The 25,915-nt window shown below is 41.2% G+C and carries 25 protein-coding genes and 1 other annotated feature; of the genes, 4 read left to right on the top strand and 21 right to left on the bottom strand.

The window, feature by feature from the left end:
• Positions 1-12: 12 nt before the first annotated feature.
• On the bottom strand, positions 13-1,764 hold the full coding sequence (sdhA, locus tag O2Q26_RS03770) for a succinate dehydrogenase flavoprotein subunit (protein ID WP_289214616.1): 1,752 nt from the start codon (positions 1,762-1,764) through the stop codon (positions 13-15).
• A 43-nt stretch (positions 1,765-1,807) separates the two neighbouring features.
• On the bottom strand, positions 1,808-2,428 hold the full coding sequence (locus tag O2Q26_RS03775; protein ID WP_289214617.1) for a succinate dehydrogenase cytochrome b558 subunit: 621 nt from the start codon (positions 2,426-2,428) through the stop codon (positions 1,808-1,810).
• A 293-nt stretch (positions 2,429-2,721) separates the two neighbouring features.
• On the opposite strand from O2Q26_RS03775, the gene O2Q26_RS03780 reads away from it, so the two are divergent.
• Positions 2,722-3,162, top strand: coding sequence for a YslB family protein (locus O2Q26_RS03780; protein WP_289214618.1), 441 nt, complete (start codon positions 2,722-2,724; stop codon positions 3,160-3,162).
• 10 nt (positions 3,163-3,172) lie between these two features.
• Here the strand turns inward: O2Q26_RS03780 and uvrC are convergent, their stop codons facing one another.
• The 12 genes from uvrC to zapA form a co-directional block, all read right to left on the bottom strand.
• Positions 3,173-4,966 carry an excinuclease ABC subunit UvrC gene (gene uvrC, locus O2Q26_RS03785; RefSeq protein ID WP_289214619.1) on the bottom strand — a complete coding sequence of 598 codons (1,794 nt, stop codon included), beginning with the start codon at positions 4,964-4,966 and terminating at the stop codon, positions 3,173-3,175.
• A 117-nt stretch (positions 4,967-5,083) separates the two neighbouring features.
• Positions 5,084-5,398, bottom strand: coding sequence for a thioredoxin (gene trxA / locus O2Q26_RS03790; RefSeq protein WP_253934488.1), 315 nt, complete (start codon positions 5,396-5,398; stop codon positions 5,084-5,086).
• Positions 5,399-5,600: 202 nt separating this feature from the next.
• Entirely contained in the window at positions 5,601-6,581 is a 981-nt protein-coding gene (locus O2Q26_RS03795) for an electron transfer flavoprotein subunit alpha/FixB family protein (protein WP_289214620.1), read from the bottom strand.
• A 29-nt stretch (positions 6,582-6,610) separates the two neighbouring features.
• Positions 6,611-7,384, bottom strand: coding sequence for an electron transfer flavoprotein subunit beta/FixA family protein (locus tag O2Q26_RS03800; protein ID WP_289214621.1), 774 nt, complete (start codon positions 7,382-7,384; stop codon positions 6,611-6,613).
• Between the two features lie 17 nt (positions 7,385-7,401).
• Complete coding sequence (locus O2Q26_RS03805) at positions 7,402-8,175, bottom strand: enoyl-CoA hydratase (RefSeq protein WP_289214622.1); 774 nt, start codon at positions 8,173-8,175, stop codon at positions 7,402-7,404.
• Between the two features lie 14 nt (positions 8,176-8,189).
• Positions 8,190-8,780, bottom strand: coding sequence for a fatty acid metabolism transcriptional regulator FadR (gene fadR / locus O2Q26_RS03810; protein WP_289214623.1), 591 nt, complete (start codon positions 8,778-8,780; stop codon positions 8,190-8,192).
• Positions 8,781-8,866: 86 nt separating this feature from the next.
• The gene (locus O2Q26_RS03815) at positions 8,867-10,573 is read right to left on the bottom strand and encodes a long-chain-fatty-acid--CoA ligase (protein WP_289214624.1); all 1,707 of its coding nucleotides are present in this window, start codon (positions 10,571-10,573) and stop codon (positions 8,867-8,869) included.
• Between the two features lie 261 nt (positions 10,574-10,834).
• Positions 10,835-11,242 (bottom strand): DUF350 domain-containing protein, encoded by a 408-nt coding sequence (locus tag O2Q26_RS03820; protein ID WP_289214625.1) that lies wholly within the window; start codon positions 11,240-11,242, stop codon positions 10,835-10,837.
• Positions 11,243-11,263: 21 nt separating this feature from the next.
• Entirely contained in the window at positions 11,264-13,612 is a 2,349-nt protein-coding gene (locus O2Q26_RS03825) for an endonuclease MutS2 (protein WP_289214626.1), read from the bottom strand.
• Positions 13,613-13,626: 14 nt separating this feature from the next.
• Positions 13,627-15,345: a DNA polymerase/3'-5' exonuclease PolX gene (polX, locus tag O2Q26_RS03830; RefSeq protein ID WP_289214627.1), complete on the bottom strand. Its 1,719-nt coding sequence runs from the start codon at positions 15,343-15,345 to the stop codon at positions 13,627-13,629.
• A 62-nt stretch (positions 15,346-15,407) separates the two neighbouring features.
• Positions 15,408-15,956 carry a CvpA family protein gene (locus tag O2Q26_RS03835; protein ID WP_289214628.1) on the bottom strand — a complete coding sequence of 183 codons (549 nt, stop codon included), beginning with the start codon at positions 15,954-15,956 and terminating at the stop codon, positions 15,408-15,410.
• A gap of 1 nt (position 15,957) precedes the next feature.
• A complete protein-coding gene (zapA, locus tag O2Q26_RS03840) occupies positions 15,958-16,236 on the bottom strand; it encodes a cell division protein ZapA (protein WP_289214629.1) in 279 nt (92 codons plus the stop codon).
• 143 nt (positions 16,237-16,379) lie between these two features.
• Here zapA and rnhC point away from each other — a divergent pair, with 143 nt between their 5' ends.
• A complete protein-coding gene (gene rnhC / locus O2Q26_RS03845) occupies positions 16,380-17,312 on the top strand; it encodes a ribonuclease HIII (RefSeq protein ID WP_289214630.1) in 933 nt (310 codons plus the stop codon).
• Positions 17,313-17,581: 269 nt separating this feature from the next.
• Here rnhC and pheT read toward each other — a convergent pair whose 3' ends face one another.
• From pheT to O2Q26_RS03860, 3 genes are all read right to left on the bottom strand, one after another.
• The gene (gene pheT, locus O2Q26_RS03850; protein ID WP_289214631.1) at positions 17,582-20,008 is read right to left on the bottom strand and encodes a phenylalanine--tRNA ligase subunit beta; all 2,427 of its coding nucleotides are present in this window, start codon (positions 20,006-20,008) and stop codon (positions 17,582-17,584) included.
• Between the two features lie 13 nt (positions 20,009-20,021).
• Positions 20,022-21,056, bottom strand: a complete 1,035-nt coding sequence (gene pheS / locus O2Q26_RS03855) for a phenylalanine--tRNA ligase subunit alpha (protein WP_253934501.1) — start codon at positions 21,054-21,056, stop codon at positions 20,022-20,024.
• A 47-nt stretch (positions 21,057-21,103) separates the two neighbouring features.
• Positions 21,104-21,323 (bottom strand) — a binding site (T-box leader).
• Positions 21,324-21,371: 48 nt separating this feature from the next.
• Positions 21,372-22,106 carry a TrmH family RNA methyltransferase gene (locus O2Q26_RS03860; protein WP_289214632.1) on the bottom strand — a complete coding sequence of 245 codons (735 nt, stop codon included), beginning with the start codon at positions 22,104-22,106 and terminating at the stop codon, positions 21,372-21,374.
• A gap of 95 nt (positions 22,107-22,201) precedes the next feature.
• On the opposite strand from O2Q26_RS03860, the gene sspI reads away from it, so the two are divergent.
• Positions 22,202-22,411, top strand: a complete 210-nt coding sequence (gene sspI, locus O2Q26_RS03865; protein ID WP_253934503.1) for a small acid-soluble spore protein SspI — start codon at positions 22,202-22,204, stop codon at positions 22,409-22,411.
• A 428-nt stretch (positions 22,412-22,839) separates the two neighbouring features.
• Here the strand turns inward: sspI and O2Q26_RS03870 are convergent, their stop codons facing one another.
• Together O2Q26_RS03870 and O2Q26_RS03875 are read right to left on the bottom strand one after the other, a co-directional pair.
• Positions 22,840-23,925: a M42 family metallopeptidase gene (locus O2Q26_RS03870; protein WP_253934504.1), complete on the bottom strand. Its 1,086-nt coding sequence runs from the start codon at positions 23,923-23,925 to the stop codon at positions 22,840-22,842.
• Between the two features lie 75 nt (positions 23,926-24,000).
• Positions 24,001-24,483: a dUTP diphosphatase gene (locus O2Q26_RS03875; RefSeq protein ID WP_289214633.1), complete on the bottom strand. Its 483-nt coding sequence runs from the start codon at positions 24,481-24,483 to the stop codon at positions 24,001-24,003.
• 110 nt (positions 24,484-24,593) lie between these two features.
• Between O2Q26_RS03875 and O2Q26_RS03880 the strand changes: the two genes are divergently transcribed.
• On the top strand, positions 24,594-25,007 hold the full coding sequence (locus O2Q26_RS03880) for a sigma-w pathway protein ysdB (protein WP_352232201.1): 414 nt from the start codon (positions 24,594-24,596) through the stop codon (positions 25,005-25,007).
• An 8-nt stretch (positions 25,008-25,015) separates the two neighbouring features.
• On the opposite strand, the gene O2Q26_RS03885 is transcribed toward O2Q26_RS03880, so the two are convergent.
• Positions 25,016-25,597, bottom strand: a complete 582-nt coding sequence (locus O2Q26_RS03885; protein ID WP_289214634.1) for a TVP38/TMEM64 family protein — start codon at positions 25,595-25,597, stop codon at positions 25,016-25,018.
• A gap of 25 nt (positions 25,598-25,622) precedes the next feature.
• Positions 25,623-25,883, bottom strand: coding sequence for a DUF1294 domain-containing protein (locus tag O2Q26_RS03890; protein ID WP_289214741.1), 261 nt, complete (start codon positions 25,881-25,883; stop codon positions 25,623-25,625).
• Between the last annotated feature and the right edge of the window lie 32 nt (positions 25,884-25,915).

Consider the following 25,915-nt stretch of genomic DNA (forward strand, 5'->3'; position numbering starts at 1 on the left):
GATGGACCTCCTTTATTTGGATTTCGAATAGTCACGTTTACGCGGTTCTATCAAAGATGTATCTACAGCGTCATAACGGAAAACAGGCTTATTATTTTCTTTATCATAGCTTGCTACCGTTGTCTTCAGCCAGTCTTCATCATTACGATCAGGAAACTCTGGTTTATAATGTGCACCGCGGCTTTCATTTCGATTATAAGCACCTTGTGTAATCACTCGAGCTAGTTGAAGCATATTCCATAGCTGACGAGTAAACATTGCGCCTTGATTACTCCAACGGGATGTATCATTGATATTGATCCGCTTATATCGTTCCATAAGCTCGACAATCTTTTCATCCGTTTTTAAAAGTTTATCATTCTCTCGAACAACTGTAACGTTATCGGTCATCCATTCTCCCAGCTCTCTATGAATTTGGAACGCATTTTCATCGCCATCCATATTCATAATAGCTTCGAATTTCTCCTGTTCAGTTTTAAGCGCTTCGTCAAATAGAGTTGAAGTCATTTCATCTGAAATGGTTTCCAGATCCTCTGTATATTTCACAGCATTCGGACCGGCAACCATACCACCGTAAATTGATGATAACAGGGAATTTGCTCCGAGTCGGTTAGCCCCATGCTGAGTGTAATCACATTCTCCCGCTGCGAAAATCCCAGGTATATTCGTCATTTGATCGAAATCAACCCAAAGTCCTCCCATAGAGTAATGAACAGCAGGGAAGATTTTCATCGGTACTTTTCTTGGGTCTTCCCCAACGAACTTCTCGTAGATTTCAATAATACCGCCAAGCTTGACGTCTAATTCTTTAGGGTCTTTATGAGAAAGGTCCAGATACACCATATTTTCGCCATTGATACCAAGCTTCTGATTGACACATACATCGAAAATTTCACGTGTAGCAATATCACGAGGCACCAGGTTCCCGTAGGCAGGGTACTTGTCTTCAAGGAAATACCATGGTTCCCCATCTTTATAAGTCCAAACCCTTCCGCCTTCACCTCGAGCCGACTCACTCATAAGCCTAAGCTTATCATCACCAGGGATGGCAGTCGGGTGGATTTGAATGAATTCACCATTTGCATAATCCACTCCCTGCTGGAATAAAGAACCAGCCGCAGACCCTGTGTTGATGACAGAATTCGTGGATTTTCCAAAGATGATGCCAGGACCGCCTGTCGCCATGATCACGGCGTCAGCAGGGAAAGCTTTAAGCTCATGGTTACTTAAATTTTGACCGACCACACCTCGCCCAACGCCTTTCTCATCAACGATTGCAGAAAGAAACTCCCAGTTTTCATATTTCGTAACAAGTCCATTCACTTCGTGGCGGCGAACTTGTTCATCTAAAGCATATAACAACTGCTGTCCTGTAGTTGCCCCGGCAAATGCTGTTCTGTGGTGCTGTGTTCCACCGAAACGGCGGAAATCGAGCAAACCTTCAGGGGTACGGTTGAACATAACTCCCATACGGTCCAGCAAGTGTATTATTCCAGGTGCTGCATCACACATGGCTTTTACCGGCGGCTGGTTTGCCAGGAAATCACCGCCGTATACACTATCGTCAAAGTGTTCCCATGGTGAGTCCCCCTCACCCTTCGTGTTGACCGCTCCGTTAATTCCGCCCTGGGCGCATACAGAGTGAGAACGTTTAACAGGTACTACTGAAAGCAAGTCGACATGAACGCCCTTCTCAGCAGCTTTGATTGTTGCCATTAGACCAGCTAGTCCCCCACCAACAATAACTATATTTCGATTACTCATGATTAATGCTCACTCCCTTGACTTTCTCTAACCGTATATAAATTTATACTCCGTAGGCAAACTGAATTAATGTACGAACACCTACGTATGAAATTGCAATAAATACAATGATGCTCACATACGTCATAATGCGCTGTGAACGTGGAGAAACGGTAATTCCCCAACTAACGAAAAAGGACCAAAGTCCATTCGAGAAGTGGAATGTTGTGGAGATAACCCCTACTATGTAGAACCAGAAAAAGAATGGGTCAGTAAGGATGCCTTCCATAAGCTGATAATTTAAATCAGCCCAACCGAATCCAATGGCAATACGAGTTTCCCATACGTGCCAAGCAATAAATATGAGTGTAATAATACCCGTAAAACGCTGCAGCATGAACATATAGTTCCTGAAATATCCAAAGTTTTTCAAATTACTTTTAGCCGTGAATGCAATGTATACTCCATAAATCGAATGAAATAACAGTGGTAAAAAGATGATGAAAATTTCCAGAACGTATCGATAAGGCAAGCTTTCCATAAAATGTGCTGCCGCATTAAACGCTTCTGGCCCACGAGTTGCAAAGAAATTCACAGTTAAGTGTTGGATCAGGAAAATTCCTATAGGAACTACTCCTAATAATGAATGTAGTCTTCGATTAACGTATCCGCGTGATCCTGCCATGTTTACCCCCCTAGAAGATGATGACTATAGTATTATGCACATTATTCAGACAGTTAAGCGCTTTTATAAAGGCTCAAAAAAGATAGGAAATCCCCAATTTTTCCATGATCAAAACTGCTAAATGTACAATTTGTGACACGTATATTGTACTTCTATCGGGGAATAGCGTCAAGAAAACCTGTTCATTATTTAGTAGAAATCCCCAAAAATTCACAATTCCTTAAAATCTATTGAATATGTTGCTAGTTTTTTTAATTCAAGCGATAATAATGAAGTAGAAAGGAATGAACGTTATGAAAGAAACTGCTAAGCTATCTACTGAAAACATTTCATCGCTAGTCGCTACAGGCGCGGGGTTCGACCTGCTGCGCTATTATTCTTTACCCGATTTTCTTGGGAAAGAAGCCCCCTCTTTACTTTATTTCATGGGGAAAAATATCGCACGGGAAACCAGTATAAATACATTTGAAGAATTATATGAGTTTTTCCAATACTTGGGTTGGGGCGAATTACAGCTGGTCAAGGAAAAAAGAAAAGAAATGATTTTCAACCTTCAAGGACATATCGTTGAGAAAAGGTTGAATCAAAAAATGTTCAAAGTTGATTTCAGGCTCGAATGCGGTTTTTTAGCAGAGATCCTAAAATCTGTAACAGAAGATACATATGAATGCATTGAAGAAATAAACACAAAAGAACATATTGTTGAGATAATTGCAACAAAAGAACCAGAATAAGGAGCCAGTGTTATTCCTCAGCTGGCTCTTCTTCTTTATTGAGTGTTTCAATAATGTTCTGTGCTGTCGGTAACGGGACCCCTAATTTTGTAATATCCTCCGGGGATGCTTCTTTGATTTCTTTCACGGATTTGAAATGCCTTAATAACAATCGACGGCGCTTTTGCCCCACACCAGGGATTTGATCGAGTTCAGATTGAATTGCACCTTTACCTCGTAACTGCCTGTGGAACGAAATGGCAAAGCGGTGTACTTCGTCCTGGATTCGCTGGACTAAATAAAACTCTTGAGAATTCCTGTCCAGGCTCACAAAAGCCGGAGGGTCCCCGTACAGTAATTCACTAGTTTTGTGCTTATCATCTTTAGCAAGCCCGCATAACGGTATATCCAATCCTAATTCGTTATCCAATACATCCATAGCGGCTGTCATTTGTCCTTTGCCACCGTCTACAACGATTAAATCAGGAAGCGGCAATTCTTCTTTCAAAACTCTTGAATACCTTCTCCTCACGACTTCCCGCATCGTTTCATAGTCATCCGGCCCTTTAACATTTTTCACTTTATATTTACGATATTCTTTTTTGTTAGGTTTCCCGTCAATGAACGTCACCATAGCAGAAACGGGATCCGTCCCTTGAATGTTCGAATTATCGAAAGCTTCGATCCGATGAGGAGTTTCGATATTCAGTTCTTCCCCAAGTTTTTCTACTGCTTTTATTGTTCTTTCTTCATCTCGTTCAATAAGTGCAAATTTCTCTTCAAGAGCGATTTCTGCATTTTTCATAGCTAAATTGACAAGCTCTTTTTTACGCCCTCTCATAGGAATAGCTACTTTCGTTTCCACTACGCCTTCGAGAACCTCCGTATTTGTTGCCACGGGTACAAGGATCTCTTTTGGATATGGGTGGTTTTGGTGCAAATAGAAGCGGCCGATGTAACTTAAGAAAGTTTCTTCTGGGTCGTCGAAAAACGGGAATAAAGCAATGTCACGCTCAATCAGTTTTCCTTGACGTACGAAGAACACTTGCACACACATCCAGCCTTTATTGACAGAGTACCCGAATATATCGCGATCCACTTGATCATTCATCGTCATCTTCTGCTGCTCCATGACAGACTCAATATGTTCGATTTGATCACGATACTCCTTGGCTCTTTCAAAATCCAACTTTTCTGAAGCGTCCTGCATTTTTCTTTTGAGGTCATTTTTTATTTCCTTATGACCTCCCCCAAGAAAAGAAGTAATACTTTGCACGATTTCCTGGTTCGTTTCTTTAGAAACCGGAAACTCACACGGGCCTAAACATTGATGCATGTGGTAATACAAACACACCCGGTCCGGCATGGTATTGCATTTTCTTAACGGGTAAAGTCGGTCCAAAAGTTTTTTCGTCTCCCTTGCCGCAATGACGTTCGGGTAAGGACCAAAATACTTCCCTTTATCCTTTTTCACTTTACGAGTCACAATCAACTTAGGATGACGTTCAGCTGTGACCTTTAGGTAGGGATAAGTTTTATCATCTTTCAACATAACGTTATATTTAGGATCATGTTTCTTGATGAGATTCATTTCTAGAATTAAGGCTTCGATTTCTGAAGTAGTAACAATATATTCAAAGTCCACGATTTCTCTTACAAGTCGCTGCGTTTTTCCATCATGAGCTCCTGTAAAATAGGAGCGAACTCTATTTTTTAAAACTTTAGCTTTACCTACATAAATGATTGTATTCTGCTTATCTTTCATCAAGTAGCAGCCCGGCTGGTCCGGCAATACTGCCAGTTTCTCTTTAATATTGTTGTTCATGGTTGTTCCCCCACCCTTATTGTGGTTCTTATATGAAAGGTACCACATTTAGGAAATCTTATACAGCAAAAAGCCACGCTGTCATACAGCGTGGCCATTTTCAAAATTACGCTCTTATTAAGAGTGCTTAGTAATAAGTTCAGCAAGTGCTTCTTTCGGTTGAAAACCGATTACTTGATCGACGACTTTACCATCTTTGAAAAGAAGTAATGTCGGTATACTCATAACACCGAATTTACTAGCCGTTTCCTGGTTTTCATCAACATCAAGCTTAACAATTTTCACCTGATCGCTCATTTCTTCATCCAGCTCTTCAAGAACCGGTGCGATCATTTTACAAGGGCCACACCAAGGTGCCCAAAAGTCAGCAAGGACAAGGCCTTCACTAGTTTCATTAGTAAAATTTTGATCAGTAGCTTTTACAAGTGCCATCTTTACATTCCTCCTCGAACTTTTAGTCTGTAACGAGTATATCACTTTCTATTTTAACTGACTAACAATTTGTTTATGCACCGAAAAGCGGCGGTGTTCGGGTAGACACGACAAGCATAAGCAAGGCGGCGCAACTAAAATCTAACATAACAAAAATAAATGGTTAAAGTGACTAAAGCATCACTTTAACCATTTATTATAACTAAGCGTTCACTTTCATCTGTTTGATTTCTTCAATCAGCTTAGGTAATACGTCAAATAAATCTCCTACAATTCCATAATCCGCTACATTAAAGATATTCGCTTCTGGATCTTTGTTAATAGCTACGATCACTTTAGAGTTAGACATACCAGCTAAGTGCTGAATTGCACCTGATATCCCACAGGCGATGTATAAATCTGGAGTTATGACTTTACCCGTCTGTCCGATTTGCAGAGAGTAATCGCAATATCCTGCGTCACAAGCTCCTCGAGAAGCTCCTACTGTACCACCTAACAGCTCAGCAAGTTCTTCAAGCGGTTCAAACCCTTCGGCGCTTTTCACCCCTCTACCGCCGGCTATTACGACTTTAGCTTCGGAAAGATCCACACCATCCGTTGATTTACGGATTACTTCTTTAATAATCGTCCGGATATTTTGCACATCTACACTTTTTTCAGTAACTTCCCCTGCACGTCCTTCGTCCCTTGCAGCTGCAGGAATATTGTTCGGACGGATAGTAGCAAAAGTCAATCCTTCAGTGATTTCCTTTTTCTCGAAGGCTTTTCCTGAATAAATCGGACGTGTAAATACGATACTTCCGCCTTCTGCTACGACTTCTGTAGCATCAGAGATTAAACCTGACTCCAGTCGACTGGCGAGCTTAGGTGTTAAATCTTTACCGATAGACGTGTGTCCCATAACGATTCCTTCTGGGGATTCATCATTGATTACGGCTAATACTGCTTGACCATATCCATCAGATGTATACGTTTTCAATTCTTCGTTTGCTACAGTGATGACTCGATCCGCCCCGTAATAAATCATTTCTTTACCCATATCCTCAAGGCTGTCAGATCCGCAAAGCACACCGACCACTTCGCCTCCATCACTAATGATATTAGCTGCAGCTATAGCTTCAAACGTTACATTTCTCAAAGTTCCTTCTCTAGCTTCCCCGATGACTAATACTTTCTTACTCATAAATAAGTCTCCTTTCCCTCCATAAATAATTACAGAACTTTAGCTTCCGTTTTCAGTAAAGATACCAGTTCTTTTACTTGATCCGCAGTTTCTCCTTCTAACACCTTACCCGCTTGTTTTTCAGGAGGCAGGAAGATTTCTATAGTTTTCGTTTTTGGTTCGACTTCATCTTCATCTAAATCAAGATCATCAATCTCAAGTTCTTCTAAAGGTTTTTTCTTAGCTTTCATAATTCCAGGCAATGAAGGATAACGTGGTTCATTCAATCCTTGCTGACACGTTACAATTAGTGGAAGTGTCGTCTCCACTTTTTCAACGTCACCTTCTACGTCTCTTTCTATTTGAACATCACTTCCGTCAATATCGATACTTGTAATTGTTGTGACACAAGGCATATTCAATCGTTCAGCCAGACGTGGTCCGACCTGTCCGCTGGCTTCATCGATAGCTACATTTCCACCTAAAATGATGTCTGCTTCTTTATCTTCAAAGAAGGCTTCTAAAATTTTAACCGTGGTGAACTGATCACCTTCTTCAAGGTCATCTTCAGTATTGATCAATACGGCTTTGTCTGCACCCATCGCCAACGCTGTACGGAGTTGTTTCTCAGCGTCTTCTTCACCAATCGTAACGACCGTGACTTCTCCACCATGTGCATCACGCAAATTAATGGCTTCTTCTACCGCATACTCATCGTATGGGTTGATGATGAATTCAGCACCATCATCCTCGATACGACCATTACTTATGGAGATTTTTTCCTCTGTATCAAATGTTCTTTTTAATAATACATAAATGTTCATTTGCATACCCTCCTAAACTATTTATCCTTGAATTCTGGTTTTCTTTTTTCAATAAAAGCCTGCACACCTTCAACTGCATCTTCATTACCAAAAACTGCACCGAAAGCCTCTGCTTCTTTTTGGATACCTTCCTGAAGCTGAGTAGTATGAGCATAAGGAATCAATTTCATGATGTGGTGGATAGAAGGTCCGCTTTTCGCCGCAATTAACTGAGCTGTTTTATCAGCACTAACGAACAATTCTTCGTTGCTGAAGCTTTGATTTGCTAATCCAGCCTCCACCGCTTCTTTACCCGAAATCGGTACACCGGTTAATATCATTTCATACGCTTTGGCAGCACCCACATGGCGAGGCAGCCTTTGAGTTCCAGCAAATCCAGGAATGATGCCTAGATTCAATTCTGGTAAACCAAGCTTTGCGTCTTCCGCCACATAGCGGATGTGGCAGGCCATGGCAAGTTCCAAACCACCACCTAATGCAGCACCGTGAATTGCTGCAATCACTGGTATATGGAAGTTTTCAATTCTATTGAAAAGCTCCTGGCCTTTACCTGCAAGACTTCCGGAGTCAGATCCATCCTGGAAAGAAGTAAATTCTTTAATATCTGCTCCTGCGGAAAAGAACTTATCTTCCCCTTTGAGTACAATAGCTTTAATGGATTGATTGTTTTCAATATTGTCCAGCTCCACTGACAGATCATTTAAAATATGACTGGATAAAGCATTTGCCGGTGGACTTTGAATGGTGATTGTGGCCACATGGCCATTTGTTTCGACGTGTAAAGTAGACAAAAATTTTCTCTCCTTTATTTACTGGGTTCGGCCAATCCATAGACGATTAAACTATGGACGTCTTGTGCTTGCTCTTCTAAGTTATATTTTTGTTCTTTCATTACCCAATTGGTGACAGCTTCGTCCATCATCCCAAAAATCAGCTGACGAACTAGTCTGCGATTCAGGTTACTACGGAACAATTTTTCCTGAATGCCTTCATCGACGATGTTATCAATAACTGCTAAATACTTCTTTAGCACATTATTGATTTTGTAACGCAGCTCTTTATTTGATTGACGAAGTTCGAGCTGAGTCACTATAGCCAGATGATGATCGGCAGCCAGCTGTTCGAAATGGGTTTCTACTAAGGTCAACAATTTCTCTTCAGCAGACTGCCCGGAAGTGGTTTCGTGTTCAATCTTCTCTATGAACTGGCCCATTTTGTCTTGAAAAAGTGACACTAAAATATCTTCTTTATTTTTGAAATATAAATAAATAGTACCATCCGCCACTCCTGCTTTTTTGGCAATCTTGGAAACTTGCGAAGAGTGGTATCCATTTTCAGCAATAACTACGACTGCTGCATCGATAATTTGTTTGTATTTTGGTTTATTCTTATTCATAGTAATCCCCTGCCTTTGCTAAAAATGAATGAATGGTCATTCACCTATTATATTACATCCCAAAAGTATATCTGTCAACACGAAAACTAGGAACTCTGCAGAGGTTTATTGTCCCTCTTCTTTTTTTCTTCTTCTACCAAAGTACGCCTTAAAATTTTACCTACAGCTGTTTTTGGCAGCTCTTCCCTGAACTCATAAATCCTTGGCACTTTGAATGCAGCCATATTTTTACGGCAAAATTCATCCAGTTCTTCTTCCGTTACGACCTGACCAGGCTTTTTCACAATAAATGCTTTGACGGTTTCTCCGCGATAAGGATCAGGAATACCAATGATGACTGCCTCCTGTACAGCCTCATGCTCATATAATACTTCTTCAACTTCACGAGGATATATGTTAAAACCGCCAGCGATGATCATATCCTTCTTACGATCCACAATATAGAAGTACCCGTCTTCATTCATGTAGCCCATATCCCCTGTTCTGAACCAGCCATCCTCACTTAACACTTTATCAGTATCTTCTTTTCGTTTCCAATAACCTTTCATGACTTGTGGTCCTTTTACCACAATCTCTCCGATCTCACCATGGTCCGCTTCTTCGTCCGCATCAATACGAAAAATCTTTGAATCCGTATCAGGCCACGGTACACCAATACTTCCGCTGATCCGATTGGACCAAATGAAATTCGAATGAGTAACGGGAGAAGTTTCCGTCAATCCATACCCTTCTACTAACTTACCTCCAGTAATTTGTTCAAATCTTTCCTGCACCTCTACTGGTAACGGTGCTGAACCGCTTAGGCATGCTGTAATGGATGATAAGTCATACTTCTTAATATCCGGATGGTTCAATAAAGCTATATATATTGTAGGTGCTCCTGGAAATAGTGTCGGCTTTTGTTTAGCAATGACTTTTAAAACATCTTCCGGTTCGAATTTAGGCAAAATGACCATTTTACTACTCATCATAACGGATAAGTTCATGACTGAGGTCATTCCATATACATGGAAAAATGGCAGTAACGCCAACACAACCTCCTGGCCTTTTTCAGATTTGTACATCCATTTCATAGACATTTGAGTATTGGCTACTAAATTATAATGGGTAAGCATGACACCCTTCGGAAATCCTGTCGTGCCTCCTGTGTACTGCAAAAGGGCTAAATCTTCTTTGGGATCGATTTCTACAGGGCTCACCTGTTTACTGCTTTCATTCATCAGATGTCTCCAGAGATGAGTATCTGTCGACTGCTCCGGCTTTACAAGCATTTGATACTGCCGCCTCTGAATGAATGGATAAATTTTATTCTTAGGAAAAGGCAAATAGTCTTTAATACCTGTCACAATAATGTGCTCGAGTGAAGTAGCTGGCTTGACGTTTGCCACTTTAGGATATAAAACGTCTAAACACAAAATCATTTTTGCTTCAGAGTCCTTTAACTGATACTCCAATTCTCTCTCCATATATAAAGGGTTCGTCTGAACGACGATTCCACCTGCCATCAGTATCGCGTAATAAGCAATAACTGATTGTGGACAGTTTGGCAGCATGATCGACACTCGATCCCCTTTTTCAAGCCCAAGCTTCTGTAAATAGCTTGCAAAAGCCTTTGTATCCTCGTACACTTCTTCGTAATTAAGTTCTTTACCCATAAAATAAAGCGCTTTCTTTTTACTGTAATGTTCAGCGCTTTCTTTCAGATAATGGTGCAACGGATATTCGTCATACTCAATGCTAGTAGGAATCTCTGGTGGATAGTGCTTATGCCATGGTTTTGTTTCGATTGTCATCTTTGTATCCCTCCCGCTACTTAATACTTACATTATAACGATATTTCCGAATAATTTGAAATATTATTTAAATTCTTGAAAATGTTATGAGGACAACTAATAAATTCAATACCACTAACACTTATTTTTTTGAAACTGGTAACAAAAAAACTCCTTGTAAAAGGAGGTTTTAAACTAAAAACATATAAACGACGCCGACTATGATAAAAACAGCGGCAACTACCATCAATACTTTCGCTAAAGTTTCCACCTTGCGCCCCCTCACATAATGTTAGCACCAATGACATAGGATAATCCTACTGAAATAATCAAAGAGATAAAGCCGACCGCTCGGTTATCGGCAGAGAGTTCTTCATCAATTTTAAAAGAAGGAGTCAAAAATTCGAAGATGAAATAACCGACGAGCAGCATAACAAAACCATAAATTCCCCACCCCATCGTCTGCAGTAAGCTGTCATTATGTTCTATGGAGTACCTGAAAATGTTAGCAATCCCGAATATTTTGCCTCCGGTTGCCATAGCAACGGCAATATTTCCTTTTTTGATTTCTTTCCAGTTATTGTAGGAGGTGACCACTTCAAATACAGCCATGAATACGATTAAACATAAGACGGCCACACTATAACTTGCAGCCGTTTCTACGTATGGGTTTTCCCAAAAACCTGTCATTCCTCGCACTCCCTTATGTCATCACTTTAATTCTAGTACAGTGACACCGCTGCCGCCCTCATTCATACCGCCGAATCGGGAAGAAGCGATCGACCGATGGTTTTTCGCATAATTTTGCACGGCTGTTCTAAGCGCACCTGTTCCTTTGCCGTGAATGATAGAAACTGTAGGATAACCTGCTAACACAGCATCATCAACATATTTCTCTAAAAGGTTCAACGCGTCCTCATATCTCTCCCCACGTAAATCAAGCTCTGTTTTAACGTGATGACTTTTACCTTTTACTGTCGCAAGAGGTTTATCTTTATATGGCTGCTTAGACTTGATGAATTCGAGATCTTTTGCTTTTGCCTTCACTTTCATGACCCCGACTTGGACCTGATATTCTTCTCTGCCGGTTTTTTCTACAATCGTTCCTTCTTGATTCAAAGTCAATAGTTTAACTTCATCGCCTGGCTTCATTTCTTTTTGCTCTTTCTTATCTGGCTGCTTCTGAGGAGTCTTTTGTTTATTAGACAGATTCGGTTGAGCTTCTTCGAACGATTTTCGAGCCTCAATCCATTCGTGCTCTTTTAAACCAGCCTGATTTTTCATATTACGAATTTCACTGACGATGGATTCTGCTTCTTCTTTAGCTTTTTGAATGGCCTTCTCGGCTTTCGCTTCTGCCTTCTCATACAACTTCTCTTTCTTTTCTTCAAACTGCCGCAATTTTTCCTGTAAATCACGATGCAGCTGCTCAGCTTCCTGCAGCTTTAAATCGGCTTCCTCATAATCCTTTTCTGCTTCTCTTGTGGAAGCTTCTAGTGAAGCAATCATGTGTTCCACACTTTGCGAATCTACTCCAACATGCTGCTTAGCCGTTTCAATAATATTCTCATCAAGACCCAGCCTGCGTGAAATTTCAAAAGCGTTACTCCGACCAGGAACACCGATCAACAATCGGTAAGTAGGTTTTAATGTCTGGATATCAAATTCCACGCTTGCATTCGTTACCCCGTCACGGTTGTAGCCATATGCTTTTAATTCAGGATAATGAGTGGTTGCAATGACCCGAGCCTTTCTGCTGACGACCTCATCAAGAATGGACATCGCCAGTGCTGCTCCTTCTTGAGGGTCTGTACCGGCCCCTAGTTCGTCAAAAAGCACGAGCGTGCGATCATTCACGTGTTTTAATATGTCTACAATATTCGTCATATGCGAAGAAAAGGTAGATAAGCTTTGTTCGATCGACTGCTCATCTCCAATATCAGCGTATACTTGTTCGAACACCGAAAGTTCGCAGCCATCCATTGCAGGAACTTGCAGCCCTGACTGAGCCATCAAGGTGAATAGGCCGAGTAATTTCAACGTGACCGTTTTACCGCCGGTATTAGGCCCTGTGATAACAATAGAGGTAAAGTCTGAGCCTAGCTCAATATCATTGGGTACTACTTCTTCAGAATCTATTAATGGGTGTCGAGCCTGCTTTATATTGACGCGTCCCTCATCATTCATCGTTGGCATAGCCGATTTCATTTGACTGCCTAGTTTGGCTCTTGCGAACATGAAATCAATTTGAGATAAAATTTCAACGTTGGTATATAAGAAGCTTTGATTTTCAGAAACGTCCTGGGATAATTCCGCTAATATCCGCTCGATTTCCTGCTTCTCTTCCACTCGGGCTTGTTGGAGCAGGTTGTTGACTTCCACTACAGCTTGAGGTTCTATGAATAAAGTAGCTCCAGAAGCGGACTGGTCGTGAACGATGCCTCCAATGGACCCGCGATATTCTTGTTTTACAGGCAGAACATAGCGGTCATTACGGATCGTTACGATAGAATCAGAAAGCATCTTTGATTTTGACTTCATAATGGAATCTAACTTGTCCCTTACTCTGCTTTCAGAAGTGCGTATTCTAGAGCGTATCGTACGAAGTTTATCCGAGGCGCCGTCCATAACAGTCCCGTGGTCATCAATACAGCTCTTTATACTTCTTTCCAGTTCATGCAGGGGAAGCAGACCATCAACTAATTCGCGAAGAATTGGGAGTTCGGGCTCTTCCATATCTTCAATAAAACGTTTGAGCTGACGGCCTCCATAGATCGTACTGGCAATGTCGAGACATTCCAATGCACTTAAGATACCCCCGATCATTGTTCTTTTTATGCTTGGTTTAATGTCAAAAATACCACCCAGAGGAACATGGCCTTTCAAACGCAGCACTTGCGCGGCTTCATCTGTTTCCTGCTGCCAACGCACAACTTCCTCTAATTCAGTGGATGGCTTCACTGCTGCCGCTTTTTCTTTTCCTAGTGAAGAAGCAGCTTGATCAATCAATTGATTTTTAATTTTATTATATTCAAGAACCTTAAAGATCCGCTGGTTCATTATGACATCCCCTTCTAACTTAATCCGAGTCGTTTCATGAGCTGTTCTCTTGTCATCGTATTGACGACCGATTCTTTTTTAAGCCAGCCTTTTCTAGCAGACCCGACTCCAACCTCCATATGCTCAAGCATAGGATAGCTGTGTGCATCCGTATTGATAGCAATCTCTACACCGGCTTCCTGAGCCGCTCTTACCCACTCGGCGCTCAAGTCGAGGCGGTTGGGGTTCGCGTTCAGCTCCAAAATAGTCCCGGTTTCTTTTGCACCTTTTATCAATTGTTCAACATTAGCTCTATAGCCCTGGCGCTTGCCTATCAACCTACCGGTAGGATGGGCAATCATATGGACATAAGGATTTTCTAAGGCATTAGTGAGCCTTTTCATGATGAGCTCCTCTGTTTGACTGAAGCTTGAGTGAATAGAGCCAATTACAAAATCCATTTCTTTTAGAAAATCGTCCTCAAAGTCCAAACTGCCATCTGGCAGAATATCCATCTCAATGCCGCAGAAAATATGAAAGTCCTCTATTTCTTCATTGATTTTTTCTATTTCTTCCCGCTGCATCCGCAGACGTTTTTCATTTAATCCATTTGCCACTTTTAAATATTTAGAGTGATCGGTAATCGCAATATAATCGTATCCTTTTTCCTTACTGCGTAAAGCCATTTCCTTGATGGATTGGGCACCATCGCTCCAAGTTGAGTGCATGTGCAGGTCTCCACGGATATCACTTAACTCCAACAGGTCGACCTTTTCACGAAAGGCATCGATCTCACCAGTATCCTCTCTCACTTCAGGAGGAATATAATTCAAACCGAAATGCTGAAAGAAAGCTTCCTCTGTTTTAAAAGTTTTTACTTTGCCGGTCTCCGTATTTTCAATGCCGTACTCACTTATTTTTTCGTTATTTTCCTTAGCCAACTGTCTCATTGCGACATTATGGTCTTTAGAGCCAGTGAAGTGGTGCAGTGTTGTAATGAATTCCTGAGGTTCCACAATTCTAAAGTCGATACCGATATCATATCCCTCATTCACGATGATGGATACCTTCGTCTCGCCAGAAGCTACGACTTCTTTTATATCTGGATAGTTCAACAGTTCATCGCGCGTGGCTTGAGCATCATTAGAAGCGATAATGAAATCAAGGTCCTTGATGGTTTCCCTCATTCTCCTGACGCTTCCTGCCTTGGAATAACGCTCTAAAGTATGAAGCCCGGCTAAGTACTCTTCAACCTTTTCAGAAAGTGGAAGCATTTTAGAAATTGGCAGACGTTCTGGTCTTGAGCCTGCTTCTTCCAATGCCTTAAGCATTTTTTCAGCAGACTTTTTGCCGAAACCTTCTAATTCCTCGACCTTTCCAGATTGTAATGCTTCTTTCAAGGACTCAGCATCTGTGACACCTATTTGTTGATAAAGTTTGGCCAGCTTCTTACCACCAAGACCAGGTAAGTCCAATAAAGGCACTAGTCCTGCAGGTACGTCCGCTTCTAACTGTCGGAGTGTTTCTGATTCACCAGATTGGACATACTCCTGAATGACGGATGCCGTTCCTTTTCCAATGCCCTGCATTTTTGTAAAATCATCAATTTCGCTCAATGAATGATCGTCACGTTCTAATGCCTGCGCTGCCTTTCGGTAAGCGGATATCTTAAATGGGTTTTCACCTTTTAATTCTAAATACACAGCAATCTTTTCGAGTAATTGAATCACTTGCTTTTTATTGACGTTACTCAATTTTCCCATCCTCTCTTCATAGGAAAAAGCCGCTATGAAAATAGCGGCTCCCCTTTACTCCATTATATCAAACTAGCCACTTGTTCAATCCACAAATTTTTTAATTGAGATGAAAGCACAGGTGTATGCTCTATAATATACTGTGCTAAGAAAGATCCATCAATCGCATTTTGAATCTGGACTACAGGAACAAGTGCCGCAATATATAAAAGTATAAACAAAAGAACATAGCGCTGAACAAAACCCAGGATTCCTCCAAGCAATCCATTAATGGAGCTAAGTACTGGAAGATCGGAAACGAAGTCCAGCATAGAAGCCACGATTTGCAGGATAATCCTCACCCCGAAAAACAAGATAGCAAAGGCTATGGCGTTGTAAAAAGCAGTTTCAAGCGGGAGATTATCTAAGAAGATAGCCCATGAGGCTCCTTCGGGAAGGTCTGGATAAGGAATCCACAATACGAGATTAGGAGCTAGATCATCATAGTAAAGAACTCCTACAATGAAAGCTGTCACAAAGCCGATTAAATGGAACAATTGTAAAATGAAACCTCGTTTAAATCCTGTAAATATACCTAAAAGCAAAATAAAAAGTATCAGTAAATCAATCATGTTAGTCGTCGTCCTCTTTCTCTATCTTTTCAATATAGTTAATCAACTCTGTACATTCCTCTTTCAGTTTTATGTACTCGTTCATTGTATTAACAGCCGTTAATACAGCCAACTTAGACACATCCAGAGCAGGATTGGACTCGTGAATTTCTCTCATTTTCTGGTCGACAAGATTAGATACCATGCGGATATGATGTGGTTCTTCTTGACCAACTATAGTATAAGATCGATTGTATATCTCAACGGTAATTCGCTTCCGCTCTTTATCTGATTGGGACACATCTATACCCCCTTGATTCTAATATCCTAAGCTTTATACTAACATGAAGCTAAACAATTAGGAAACCAATAAGATTGATTTCCTTTGAGGTACGGGAATTTGCTATACTATGGCTAGAAATATATCAAAGAGAGGAACTATATATGCCACAAGTTGTACTTACATTATCGAAGGAACGATTATCTAAATTAAAAAATCATTATCGCACGTCTTTGAAACCCATTACACCGAATCATGCTGCCTTTGCAGCGAAAACACCCAATTGCACGATCACGGCATACCCTTCAGGAAAAGTTTTATTTCAAGGTAAAAATCCTGAAGCGGAATCGAAGCAGTGGGGTGAAACAACCCAAAAAGCGTCAAAGGGTGCTTCGACGAAAAAAACACATAATTACCATCCAGCAAATGACTTATTTACAAGCAGTCATATAGGATCTGACGAAGCGGGAACTGGTGACTTCTTCGGGCCGATAACCGTTGCAGCAGCCTATGTTAAAGACCACCAGATTGGTCAACTAAAAGCCATTGGTGTAAAAGATTCCAAACATTTATCAGACGATCAAATTACACATATCGCAAAACAAATCGTTGAAATGAACATCCCTTACACCTTATTAAGACTTCACAATAGTAAATACAATGACTGGCAGGAAAAAGGCTGGTCCCAGGGGAAAATGAAGACCCTTCTTCACCACCAGGCAATCGATAAATTATTGACAAAAATTGAACCTGAAAAGCCCGACGGAATTTTGATCGACCAATTCTCAGAGCCGTCCGTTTATATAAAGCATTTGAAATCTGAAGGACGAATGCTTCAGGAACATGTCTATTTTATGACGAAAGCGGAAAGTTACTCAATTGCAGTAGCGGTTGGTTCTATCATCGCACGTTCAGCCTTCGTCAAAGCGATGAACCAATTAGAAATGGATACTGGCTTGCCTATTCCAAAAGGAGCTTCCGCTAAAGTAGATCAAGCTGCCGCAAAAATTATAGAAGTTTATGGTGAAACTAAATTAAGAGATATAGCCAAGATTCATTTTGCCAATAAGGAAAAAGCCAAAAAGCTCGTGAAGTAGTGTATACTTTTGCTTTTACTGTTTTCTTGAAACATTTAAGATCGCTCGAAACTAAAATATGTTCAAAGAGAAAAAAATGCCTTTAACCTAGCTCTAATCCCGGTTAAAGGCATTTTTTAGTTAACAGACCCCTTCCCTTCTTTGAAGTAAAAAAAAGCTGCCGAGAGAATTTCTCGACAGCTTATACTTGTACAGACCAACTGCTGTTTAAAAGCTATGAGGTCCTAATGGGAGCAGTGGAACCTTTTTTTTAATAGGTGTCCTGAATATTACCCTCTTAACTCAGCTGCATGTCGTTCTTTTACGGATTGCAGAATATTTTCATGAGCAGATTCTACTTCTTCATCCTTTAATGTCCGCTCTGGATCTAGATAAAGCAGATTGTAGGCTAATGATTTTTTACCTGCCGACAGATGTTCTCCCTGATAAAGGTCAAACACAAGTACCTGTTTCACTAAAGGGGAACCTGCTTCAAGTATTGTTTCTTTAATATCTCCTGCTGAAACGTCTTCATCTACAACTAAAGCAATATCACGACTTACACTCGGGAATCGAGGAATCGCTTCAAAGGCTTCTTCCTTCTCGTATAGTTCAAAAAGCTTCTCAGCATTCAAGTCGAATACATAAGTTTCTTTAAGTCCCCATTCCTTTTGAAGCTTAGGATGAACCTGCCCTATAAAACCAATGATTTTACCATCAGCCATGATATTTGCCGTACGGCCCGGGTGCATACCCTCAATTTTAGCTTTTTCGAACGTCATAGGAATATCTAAAAGGTCACTCAGTCCCTCGACAATCCCTTTTACAACAAAGAAGTCGACGGATTTCTTTTCCTGCTGCCATGGATGGGACAACCATTCACCAGTCAGCGCGCCAGAAGCTCTCAGCATTTCATGTGGCTGCTTCGTTACTTCTGATTCCTCACTTATAAACACCGTTCCTAATTCGTAATAAGCAATATTATGCTGCTTTCGAGCTACGTTATAAGCTAAGGATTGAAGCAATTCAGGCACAACACTTAACCTTAAGTGACTGTGATCTTCACTCATAGGCATGGCAAGCTTTACAGGTGCGGCAGCTTGTTGAGCAACCTCCTTACTCACTAGCATAGTCGACTGCTTCTCACTCGTCAGGGAATACGTAATCGTCTCATCTAGCCCTGCCCCTTCGAAGTAAGCTTTCACGCGACGCTTCAACTGCTGTTCTAATGAAAGCCCACCTGCTTGTGAGGCACCACTTGGGAGTGTATAAGGTAAATTGTCATAGCCATATATACGAGCTACTTCTTCCAGCACATCTTCAAATCGCTCAACGTCTCCGCGGCGCGTCGGTATAGAAATCGTGAAGTCTTCATCTGATTGCTCGTATGGGAATTGCAGACGCTCGAGAATAGAGGCTATTTCCTCCCTAGTTATTTCAGTACCTAAGCGGTTATTGATCTTTGTCGTATTTACATCGATTGTCTTTTCGGAGCGATCAAGCTGATCGTAACTAACTACACCTTGTAATACCGTAGCTCCTGCGTATTCTCTCAACAATTCACTCGCACGAAGACCAGCTCGCTCGACTCGTCCAGGATCTACCCCTTTTTCAAAGCGAGTACTGGCCTCACTGCGAAGACCATGATCTTTAGCTGATTGTCTTACGTTAGCTGGATTGAAATAAGCCGCTTCTAACAAAATCGTGTTTGTATCTTCCTGAACTTCGGATTCTGCTCCACCCATGACTCCGGCAATAGCATGTGCCTTATCACCATTCGTAATGACTAAATGGTCGCGCGTTAAGACACGCTCCTGATCATCAAGAGTTGTAATTTTTTCTCCATCACGCGCACGGCGAGTTACTACTTTGTCAGAACCGAAGCGGTCGAAGTCAAAAGCGTGCAGCGGCTGACCATATTCAAGTAACACGTAGTTCGTAATATCAACTACATTGTTGATTGGGCGAATACCGGCAGCTGTTAAACGATTTTGAATCCACAGAGGTGAAGGGCCTACGGTGACGTCTTTGAGTATAAAAGCGCCATAATAAGGATTGGCTTCTGGATCCTCCACTTCTACACTGACTAGCGATTCAGCTTTTTCAGATCCTTCTTCCACCTTTTCGGCGATTAATTCGTACTCACGGCCTAAGGCTGCTGCTACTTCATAAGCTACGCCGGCCATACTTAAACAATCAGCACGGTTCGGAGTAAGTCCTAGCTCTATGATGATATCGTCTAAATTCAGTAAAGAAATGGCATCGTCGCCCGCTTGGACATCTTCAGGAAATACATATATTCCGTCCTGGTATTCTTTTGGAACATCTTTCTCGTCGACACCAAGTTCTTGAAGGGAACAAACCATTCCATTCGATTCTTCTCCACGAAGTTTTGTTTTCTTAATTTTGAAATTACCCGGTAAAACCGCTCCTGGAGCAGCTACAGCCACTTTCTGTCCTTCGGCTATATTCGGAGCTCCGCACACGATTTGCAAAACGCCTTCGCCTACATCGATTTGACAGAGGGATAATTTATCAGCATTCGGGTGCTGTTCGCAGGATACTACATGACCAACGACAACCCCGGTAGCTTTTTCAGCTACTGGCTCCACGCTTTCCACTTCAATCCCCGTTTTTGTAATAATCTCAGCGAGCTCGTCAGGCTCGTAGTCACGTACATTTATATAATCGTTTAACCAATTTAATGATACTAGCATGCTCTATTCCTCCTTACGCCTTATGATATTGTTTTAAGAAACGCTGATCATTTATATAGAAATTCCTGATATCATCTACTCCATATTTCAACATAGCGATACGTTCAGGCCCCATACCAAAAGCAAATCCAGAATATTCTTTTGGATCATATCCGGCCATTTCAAGCACGTTCGGATGAACCATCCCTGCTCCCAGAATTTCAATCCAGCCCGTTCCTTTACATACAGAACAGCCTGCTCCTCCACAAACCTTACAGGAAATATCCATTTCTACAGAAGGTTCCGTGAATGGGAAAAAGCTCGGACGCAATCTTATATCTCGTTCAGCGCCGAACATTTGCTTAGCAAACGCATTAAGTACACCTTTTAAATCACTCATACGGACATCTTTGTCCACTAGCAGCCCTTCAATTTGAGTGAATTGGTGGGAGTGAGTAGCATCGTCTGTATCGCGGCGGTAAACTTTCCCCGGGCAAATCATCTTCACAGGTTCTGAACCATTTTTCAGCCCCATTGTGCGAGCTTGAACTGGGGAAGTATGGGTTCTCATCAACAATTCTTCAGTAACATAGAAAGAATCCTGCATATCACGTGCCGGATGCCCCTTCGGCAAGTTGAGCGCCTCGAAATTGTAATAATCACTTTCTACTTCTGGACCTTCTTTAATTTCAAATCCCATACCGATGAAAAGATCTTCAATTTCTTCTACGATACTTGTCAGTAGATGCGGACCTCCAACTTGAACTGGACGGCCCGGCAGCGTGACGTCTAAGCTTTCTGCTTCCAGCTGCTCCTCAAGAGCGGCTTCCTCTAGACCCGTCTGCTTCACTTCGATCGCTTGCGCAATATCTTCCCTGACTTCATTAGCCAGCTGGCCGATGACAGGACGCTCTTCTTTGGACAATTTTCCCATCCCGCGCAGAACTTCTGTAATCGGGCCTTTCTTCCCTAAATATTCAACCCTTACATCCTTTAACTGCTGAATACCATCTGCCGCGTCTACTTTACGTAACGCTTCTTCTTTCAACTCTTGCAAACGTTCCTTCATAAAAAGCTTCCTCCTTATAATAAAATAAAAAAAGCCTCATCCCTGTAAAAAGGGACGAGACTTGGATATTCGTTTCGCGGTACCACCCTTGTTGACACACGAAGTGCCCACTTAGATCATTAGATAACGGACTAGGATCCGGACGCTTCTGCGTCAGCTCCAGAGTGAAAATTCAATGACTGCCACGATAGAAATGCTTCCAGTCTAAGGCATTTCTTCCCTTGATCGTTTTTGCATTCATTTACTTTGCTCTTTCATAGCTTTTTTTCTTATAACTGTTGATAATTATAGAGAAAGTCGACGTGCAATGCAAGCCTATCCTTTGAAATGATACATGAGAATCGCTGCGGCAATGGCTACATTCAATGACTCAGCTTGTCCATAAATAGGAATATAGACTTTATCATCAACCAAATCAAGCAATTCTTTACGGATTCCCTGACCTTCATTTCCCACAATAATGGCTGCCCGTCCCTTTGGCTCAAACTTCTTATAAGGTACTGCTCCTTCAAGAGCAGCCGCATATAATGGAACTCCTTCACTGTTGATGGCTTCCACATATTGCTCTAACTTCCCTTGAATAATAGGCAGGTGAAAAAGTGATCCTTGAGTTGAACGAAGAACTTTCTCATTAAAGGGATCTACAGAACCTTCACCTATAATGACCTGGCTGAATCCTGCCGCATCTGCCGTTCGGATTAATGTGCCCAGATTTCCCGGATCCTGTACGGAATCAATTAGTAAAGAAAAATCCTGCTGCCTGTAAGGAAATTCTTTATAGTTGACGATAGCAGCCATTCCTTGCGGTGTTTCGGTTTCCGCAATCTCCTGAAATACTTGATGGCTTACATAAGTGGCAGGTACTCCCTCGATAAGGTCAAGACTGGAGCCTTCTCGAAGAATGATCTCCTCCACATCCCAGTCACTGTTTAACGCTTCTTCAACTAAGTGACTTCCTTCAACGATAAACCTGCCATTTTTCCTTCTATATTTTCTCTTTTGTAGTTTTTTCCATTCTTTAACTTTTGGATTATTTAACGATGTCAGCATGGCGAACCTCTTTTATTGTATTTTCTTCTCCATCATACATAGCTTATTCACAATTGGTCAAACTAAAATATACTATTAATTGGAGGTAATGTACGATGAATTTAAATTTAAGACAAGCCATTTTATCTAACGTGTCCGGCCATAACGCCGATCAATTAGAAGCAACCATTGATGACGCTCTTCAAAGAGGCGAAGAAAAGATGCTGCCTGGCTTAGGTGTATTCTTTGAAATGCTCTGGAAAGAATCTAATGAGCAAGATCGTCAAGAGATGCTTGATACTCTTGAAAAAAGCTTAGCCGAGTAACGGATGAATTAATTCTTTTATTTAAGAAAAAACCTGTAATAACTAATTGAAATAACAATTGGTTAACAGACCCGGCAAATAATACGCAAAAAAGCTTAGAGTTGCTAAAAGGCTCTGAGCTTTTTTACGTATTATGAGATTAATTCGCCTTATATCGAAGACTCGTCTTTGATATATAACTTACTGAGTAAATTTGAAAAAAGTGGCTGCGAAAAGCTTTATATCACGAGGGCTTTAGACTTCTGAGGAAAGCGGGTCGTTCTGAATGGCCCCTTCTCCTACACAAACCTTATGTCAGTTTACTAAACGGATAATAAGAAATCGAGTATGAAACCAATGCGGTTTCATACTCGATTTCTTTTGATTATTTTAATTGTTTTTTCTCATGCACTGATCTACTCAGCCTATAAAAGTAAGACTATTGATGATTAGTTAAAAGTAATCTCTTTTACTTTTTTATCATCCAGCCCTTTGATGACTTCCACAATCAAATTCACTGCGTTTTCAAAATCATCGCGATGAAGCATAGCGGCATGAGAATGGATGTAACGAGTAGCTACCGTAATAGAAAGAGCTGGTACACCGTTGTGGCTTAAGTGGATAGCGCCTGAGTCTGTACCGCCTCCAGCTAAAGAATCGAATTGATATGGAATTGAATGGGTGTCTGCCGTATCTACGACAAAATCACGCAGTCCTTTATGGGAAACCATAGAAGCGTCATAAAGGATGATTTGCGGCCCATCGCCCATTTTGCTTGAAGCGTCGCGATCGGAAACCCCAGGCGTGTCTCCAGCAATACCTACATCTACACCAAAAGCGATATCAGGATTGATTAAATTAGCTGAAGTACGAGCACCACGTAAGCCGACTTCCTCTTGAACAGTCCCAACACCATAAACAATATTCGGATGTTTTTCACCTTTAAGCTTCTTCAACACTTCGATGGCAATAGCGCAGCCAATGCGGTTATCCCATGCTTTAGCGAGAAGCATCTTTTCATTCTTCATTTGTGTGAATTCGAAGTATGGCACGATTGAGTCTCCAGGAGTTACGCCGAATTCCTTCGCTTCTTCCTTGCTGGAAGCTCCAATGTCGATAAACATGTCTTTAATATCTACAGCTTTTTTGCGCTGTTCTGCAGGCAGGATATGAGGTGGTTTAGAACCGATAATCCCTGTCAAATCACCATTGCGCGTCATAATCGTAACACGCTGGGCAAGCATGACCTGGCTCCACCAGCCGCCTACCGGCTGAAAATATATATAGCCGTTATCGTCAATTCGAGTCACCATAAAGCCGACCTCATCAAGGTGACCGGCCACCATGACTCTCGGTCCTTTTTTGTTCCCGGTTTTTTTAGCAACTAAGCTTCCGAGGTTGTCCGTATACACTTCATCCGCGAATGGAGAGATATAACGGCTCATCACTTCTCTTGCTTCTCTTTCATTACCTGGAATACCTTTAGCATCCGTAAGATCCTTTAACATCTGTAAAGTTTCATCTTTTTTAGCCATATGTAATTGCCTCCTTATTTTCTCTACTTATCATTATATAGTTTTATCGATCAATTAACAAAAATTCGCCTTCTTTTAATACCCTTCATCCTGCCGTTGAAAATTAACTTCATTTTTCTTTTGATAAGCTGTCTGCAAATCTTTTTCACTGAACCCTAAAGTATTTCCAAGCTCTAGATAGGATCGAAACAGGTGTTGGTAGGATGCTTCACTTTTTTCCTGTTTAAAATGCTCAATAGAAGTAAATATATCTAAGAAAGCATCTGTTTCTCGTTTTTTCAGAGACAGAGAAGCTTCTTTGTAGTAAAATTGCAAATCCAACCCTAACGATAATATAAAATGGAGTCCATCCACATACTCCTCTAAGATTACTGACTTCTCACTTGAAGGCTTGGCGCTCCAAAATTTAAAGCACCTTGTTTCATTGGCAAGTTCCCCTACTTCAACAAGCAAAGCCAGGATCTTATCGTCGATCACTGACACTTCCTTCATTTTCTGAGTCTCCATGATGTGAGCATCTAATTCGCTCTGTTTTTCGTAAAATGACTGCCAGTCCATAAATATAACTCTCCTCTTCTATCATCTATATTAAATGTATCATTTTTTGAAACAAAATAGCACGCTGAAACGTATACAAATTACAATAGATAAACAGGGAGACGATCGCGATGGTGATTATCATATTATTACGTATCCTTCTGCTGATAGCTTTTGCTTTTCTTATATACACGGCTTACAAGTTTTTTATTGATCCAAAAAGAAAATTGGATGCCGCTCAAGAACGAAAAGAATTTTATTTTTATGACGACCCGGAAAATACGAAGAAGAATTTCCTTATTACGTATCGAGGAATGTTATTTGAAGGGGAGAAATATTTAGGAGCAACAGAAGATTCCTTTGAAGTATTAACAATAAATGTGTCCGCCCAGCGCCCGGAGCTGCTTAAAGGTTTGGAAAGAAACGATATTTATTTTCTTGAAGAGGAAATACTGATACGCTATCCGTTTTCAAAAATCGAATGGAAATATCCACTTAACCGATTAAATGTCCTTCGTCTTAAAGATGAGGACGAACATGAATGAAGGCCGCATTATGTGCGGCCTTCACTTATGTGAAAAAACTCATGCCAAACGAAAACCTCATATTTTCTTCGAAGCAAATAACAAATTCCCAGCAGCAGACTGACAAGTCCGATAATCACCGGAAGTGAAAATAACGTAATCCACTGACCCATCGACGTATAAACGAAGGCCAATGGAAAATTTGCCACCAGGGATGATTTTGCGTACTCTTTAAAGTCTGCACTGATTTCAATCAAACAATAGGATAACAAATGAAAATGGATAAAAGGAATAAGCCTCAGTACGGCTACTTGTTTGACGGTCAGCTTCGCATGTTTCCCGCTCCAGCGGCTGTACATTTGCTGAAGCTTCCTGAACCCTGAAGGAACAAAACGGATCATTCGATAAAAAAGTAAACTGGATAATAGCGTGCCAATGACAGAATATGCTGTCCCTGCAACTGGTCCGAACAGGACCCCTCCTATAATACAGATAACCATGACCGGAAGAAAAAAGAACGGCCGGAGCAGATGAATCACAATAAATAAAAGTGGAGCCCATATGCCTTGATGTTCAATCCATGATAGCAGTGCAGATGATGCTTCACTCATGCTTCTCGCACCTCCTGCCTACATCCTATGTAAATACACTTGAAAATAGAACAGACAGGATGACGAGCTGGATAGCAGCAAGTGCAGGCCATCCGTACTTGAACGAAGAGTGTTTGGTTTTATGGCGGTACACCTGCATACCGATCACCCCGCCTAAAGCTCCACCAATCAAAGCCAGTACCCATAAGTTCTTTTCACTAATTCTTCGCTTCCTCTTCCTTGCCTGGCGTTTATCATACCCCACGACAAAAAACAACAAAATATTAATGAGAAGAAAATAGACCATCAATTTGATAACCTCCAATGTGTCTCCATATA

The organism is Halobacillus campisalis (genome assembly GCF_030345335.1).
Classification (GTDB): Bacteria; Bacillota; Bacilli; order Bacillales; family Halobacillaceae; genus Halobacillus_A; species Halobacillus_A campisalis.

Coding starts and splice junctions, on each gene's coding strand:
- sdhA (WP_289214616.1), bottom strand. CDS start 1,764: ATGAGTAATCGAAATATAGTTATTGTTGGTGGGGGACTAGCTGGTCTA.
- O2Q26_RS03775 (WP_289214617.1), bottom strand. CDS start 2,428: ATGGCAGGATCACGCGGATACGTTAATCGAAGACTACATTCATTATTA.
- O2Q26_RS03780 (WP_289214618.1), top strand. CDS start 2,722: ATGAAAGAAACTGCTAAGCTATCTACTGAAAACATTTCATCGCTAGTC.
- uvrC (WP_289214619.1), bottom strand. CDS start 4,966: ATGAACAACAATATTAAAGAGAAACTGGCAGTATTGCCGGACCAGCCG.
- trxA (WP_253934488.1), bottom strand. CDS start 5,398: ATGGCACTTGTAAAAGCTACTGATCAAAATTTTACTAATGAAACTAGT.
- O2Q26_RS03795 (WP_289214620.1), bottom strand. CDS start 6,581: ATGAGTAAGAAAGTATTAGTCATCGGGGAAGCTAGAGAAGGAACTTTG.
- O2Q26_RS03800 (WP_289214621.1), bottom strand. CDS start 7,384: ATGAACATTTATGTATTATTAAAAAGAACATTTGATACAGAGGAAAAA.
- fadR (WP_289214623.1), bottom strand. CDS start 8,780: ATGAATAAGAATAAACCAAAATACAAACAAATTATCGATGCAGCAGTC.
- O2Q26_RS03815 (WP_289214624.1), bottom strand. CDS start 10,573: ATGACAATCGAAACAAAACCATGGCATAAGCACTATCCACCAGAGATT.
- O2Q26_RS03820 (WP_289214625.1), bottom strand. CDS start 11,242: ATGACAGGTTTTTGGGAAAACCCATACGTAGAAACGGCTGCAAGTTAT.
- O2Q26_RS03825 (WP_289214626.1), bottom strand. CDS start 13,612: ATGAACCAGCGGATCTTTAAGGTTCTTGAATATAATAAAATTAAAAAT.
- O2Q26_RS03835 (WP_289214628.1), bottom strand. CDS start 15,956: ATGATTGATTTACTGATACTTTTTATTTTGCTTTTAGGTATATTTACA.
- rnhC (WP_289214630.1), top strand. CDS start 16,380: ATGCCACAAGTTGTACTTACATTATCGAAGGAACGATTATCTAAATTA.
- pheT (WP_289214631.1), bottom strand. CDS start 20,008: ATGCTAGTATCATTAAATTGGTTAAACGATTATATAAATGTACGTGAC.
- pheS (WP_253934501.1), bottom strand. CDS start 21,056: ATGAAGGAACGTTTGCAAGAGTTGAAAGAAGAAGCGTTACGTAAAGTA.
- O2Q26_RS03860 (WP_289214632.1), bottom strand. CDS start 22,106: ATGCTGACATCGTTAAATAATCCAAAAGTTAAAGAATGGAAAAAACTA.
- sspI (WP_253934503.1), top strand. CDS start 22,202: ATGAATTTAAATTTAAGACAAGCCATTTTATCTAACGTGTCCGGCCAT.
- O2Q26_RS03870 (WP_253934504.1), bottom strand. CDS start 23,925: ATGGCTAAAAAAGATGAAACTTTACAGATGTTAAAGGATCTTACGGAT.
- O2Q26_RS03875 (WP_289214633.1), bottom strand. CDS start 24,483: ATGGACTGGCAGTCATTTTACGAAAAACAGAGCGAATTAGATGCTCAC.
- O2Q26_RS03880 (WP_352232201.1), top strand. CDS start 24,594: ATGGTGATTATCATATTATTACGTATCCTTCTGCTGATAGCTTTTGCT.
- O2Q26_RS03885 (WP_289214634.1), bottom strand. CDS start 25,597: ATGAGTGAAGCATCATCTGCACTGCTATCATGGATTGAACATCAAGGC.
- O2Q26_RS03890 (WP_289214741.1), bottom strand. CDS start 25,883: ATGGTCTATTTTCTTCTCATTAATATTTTGTTGTTTTTTGTCGTGGGG.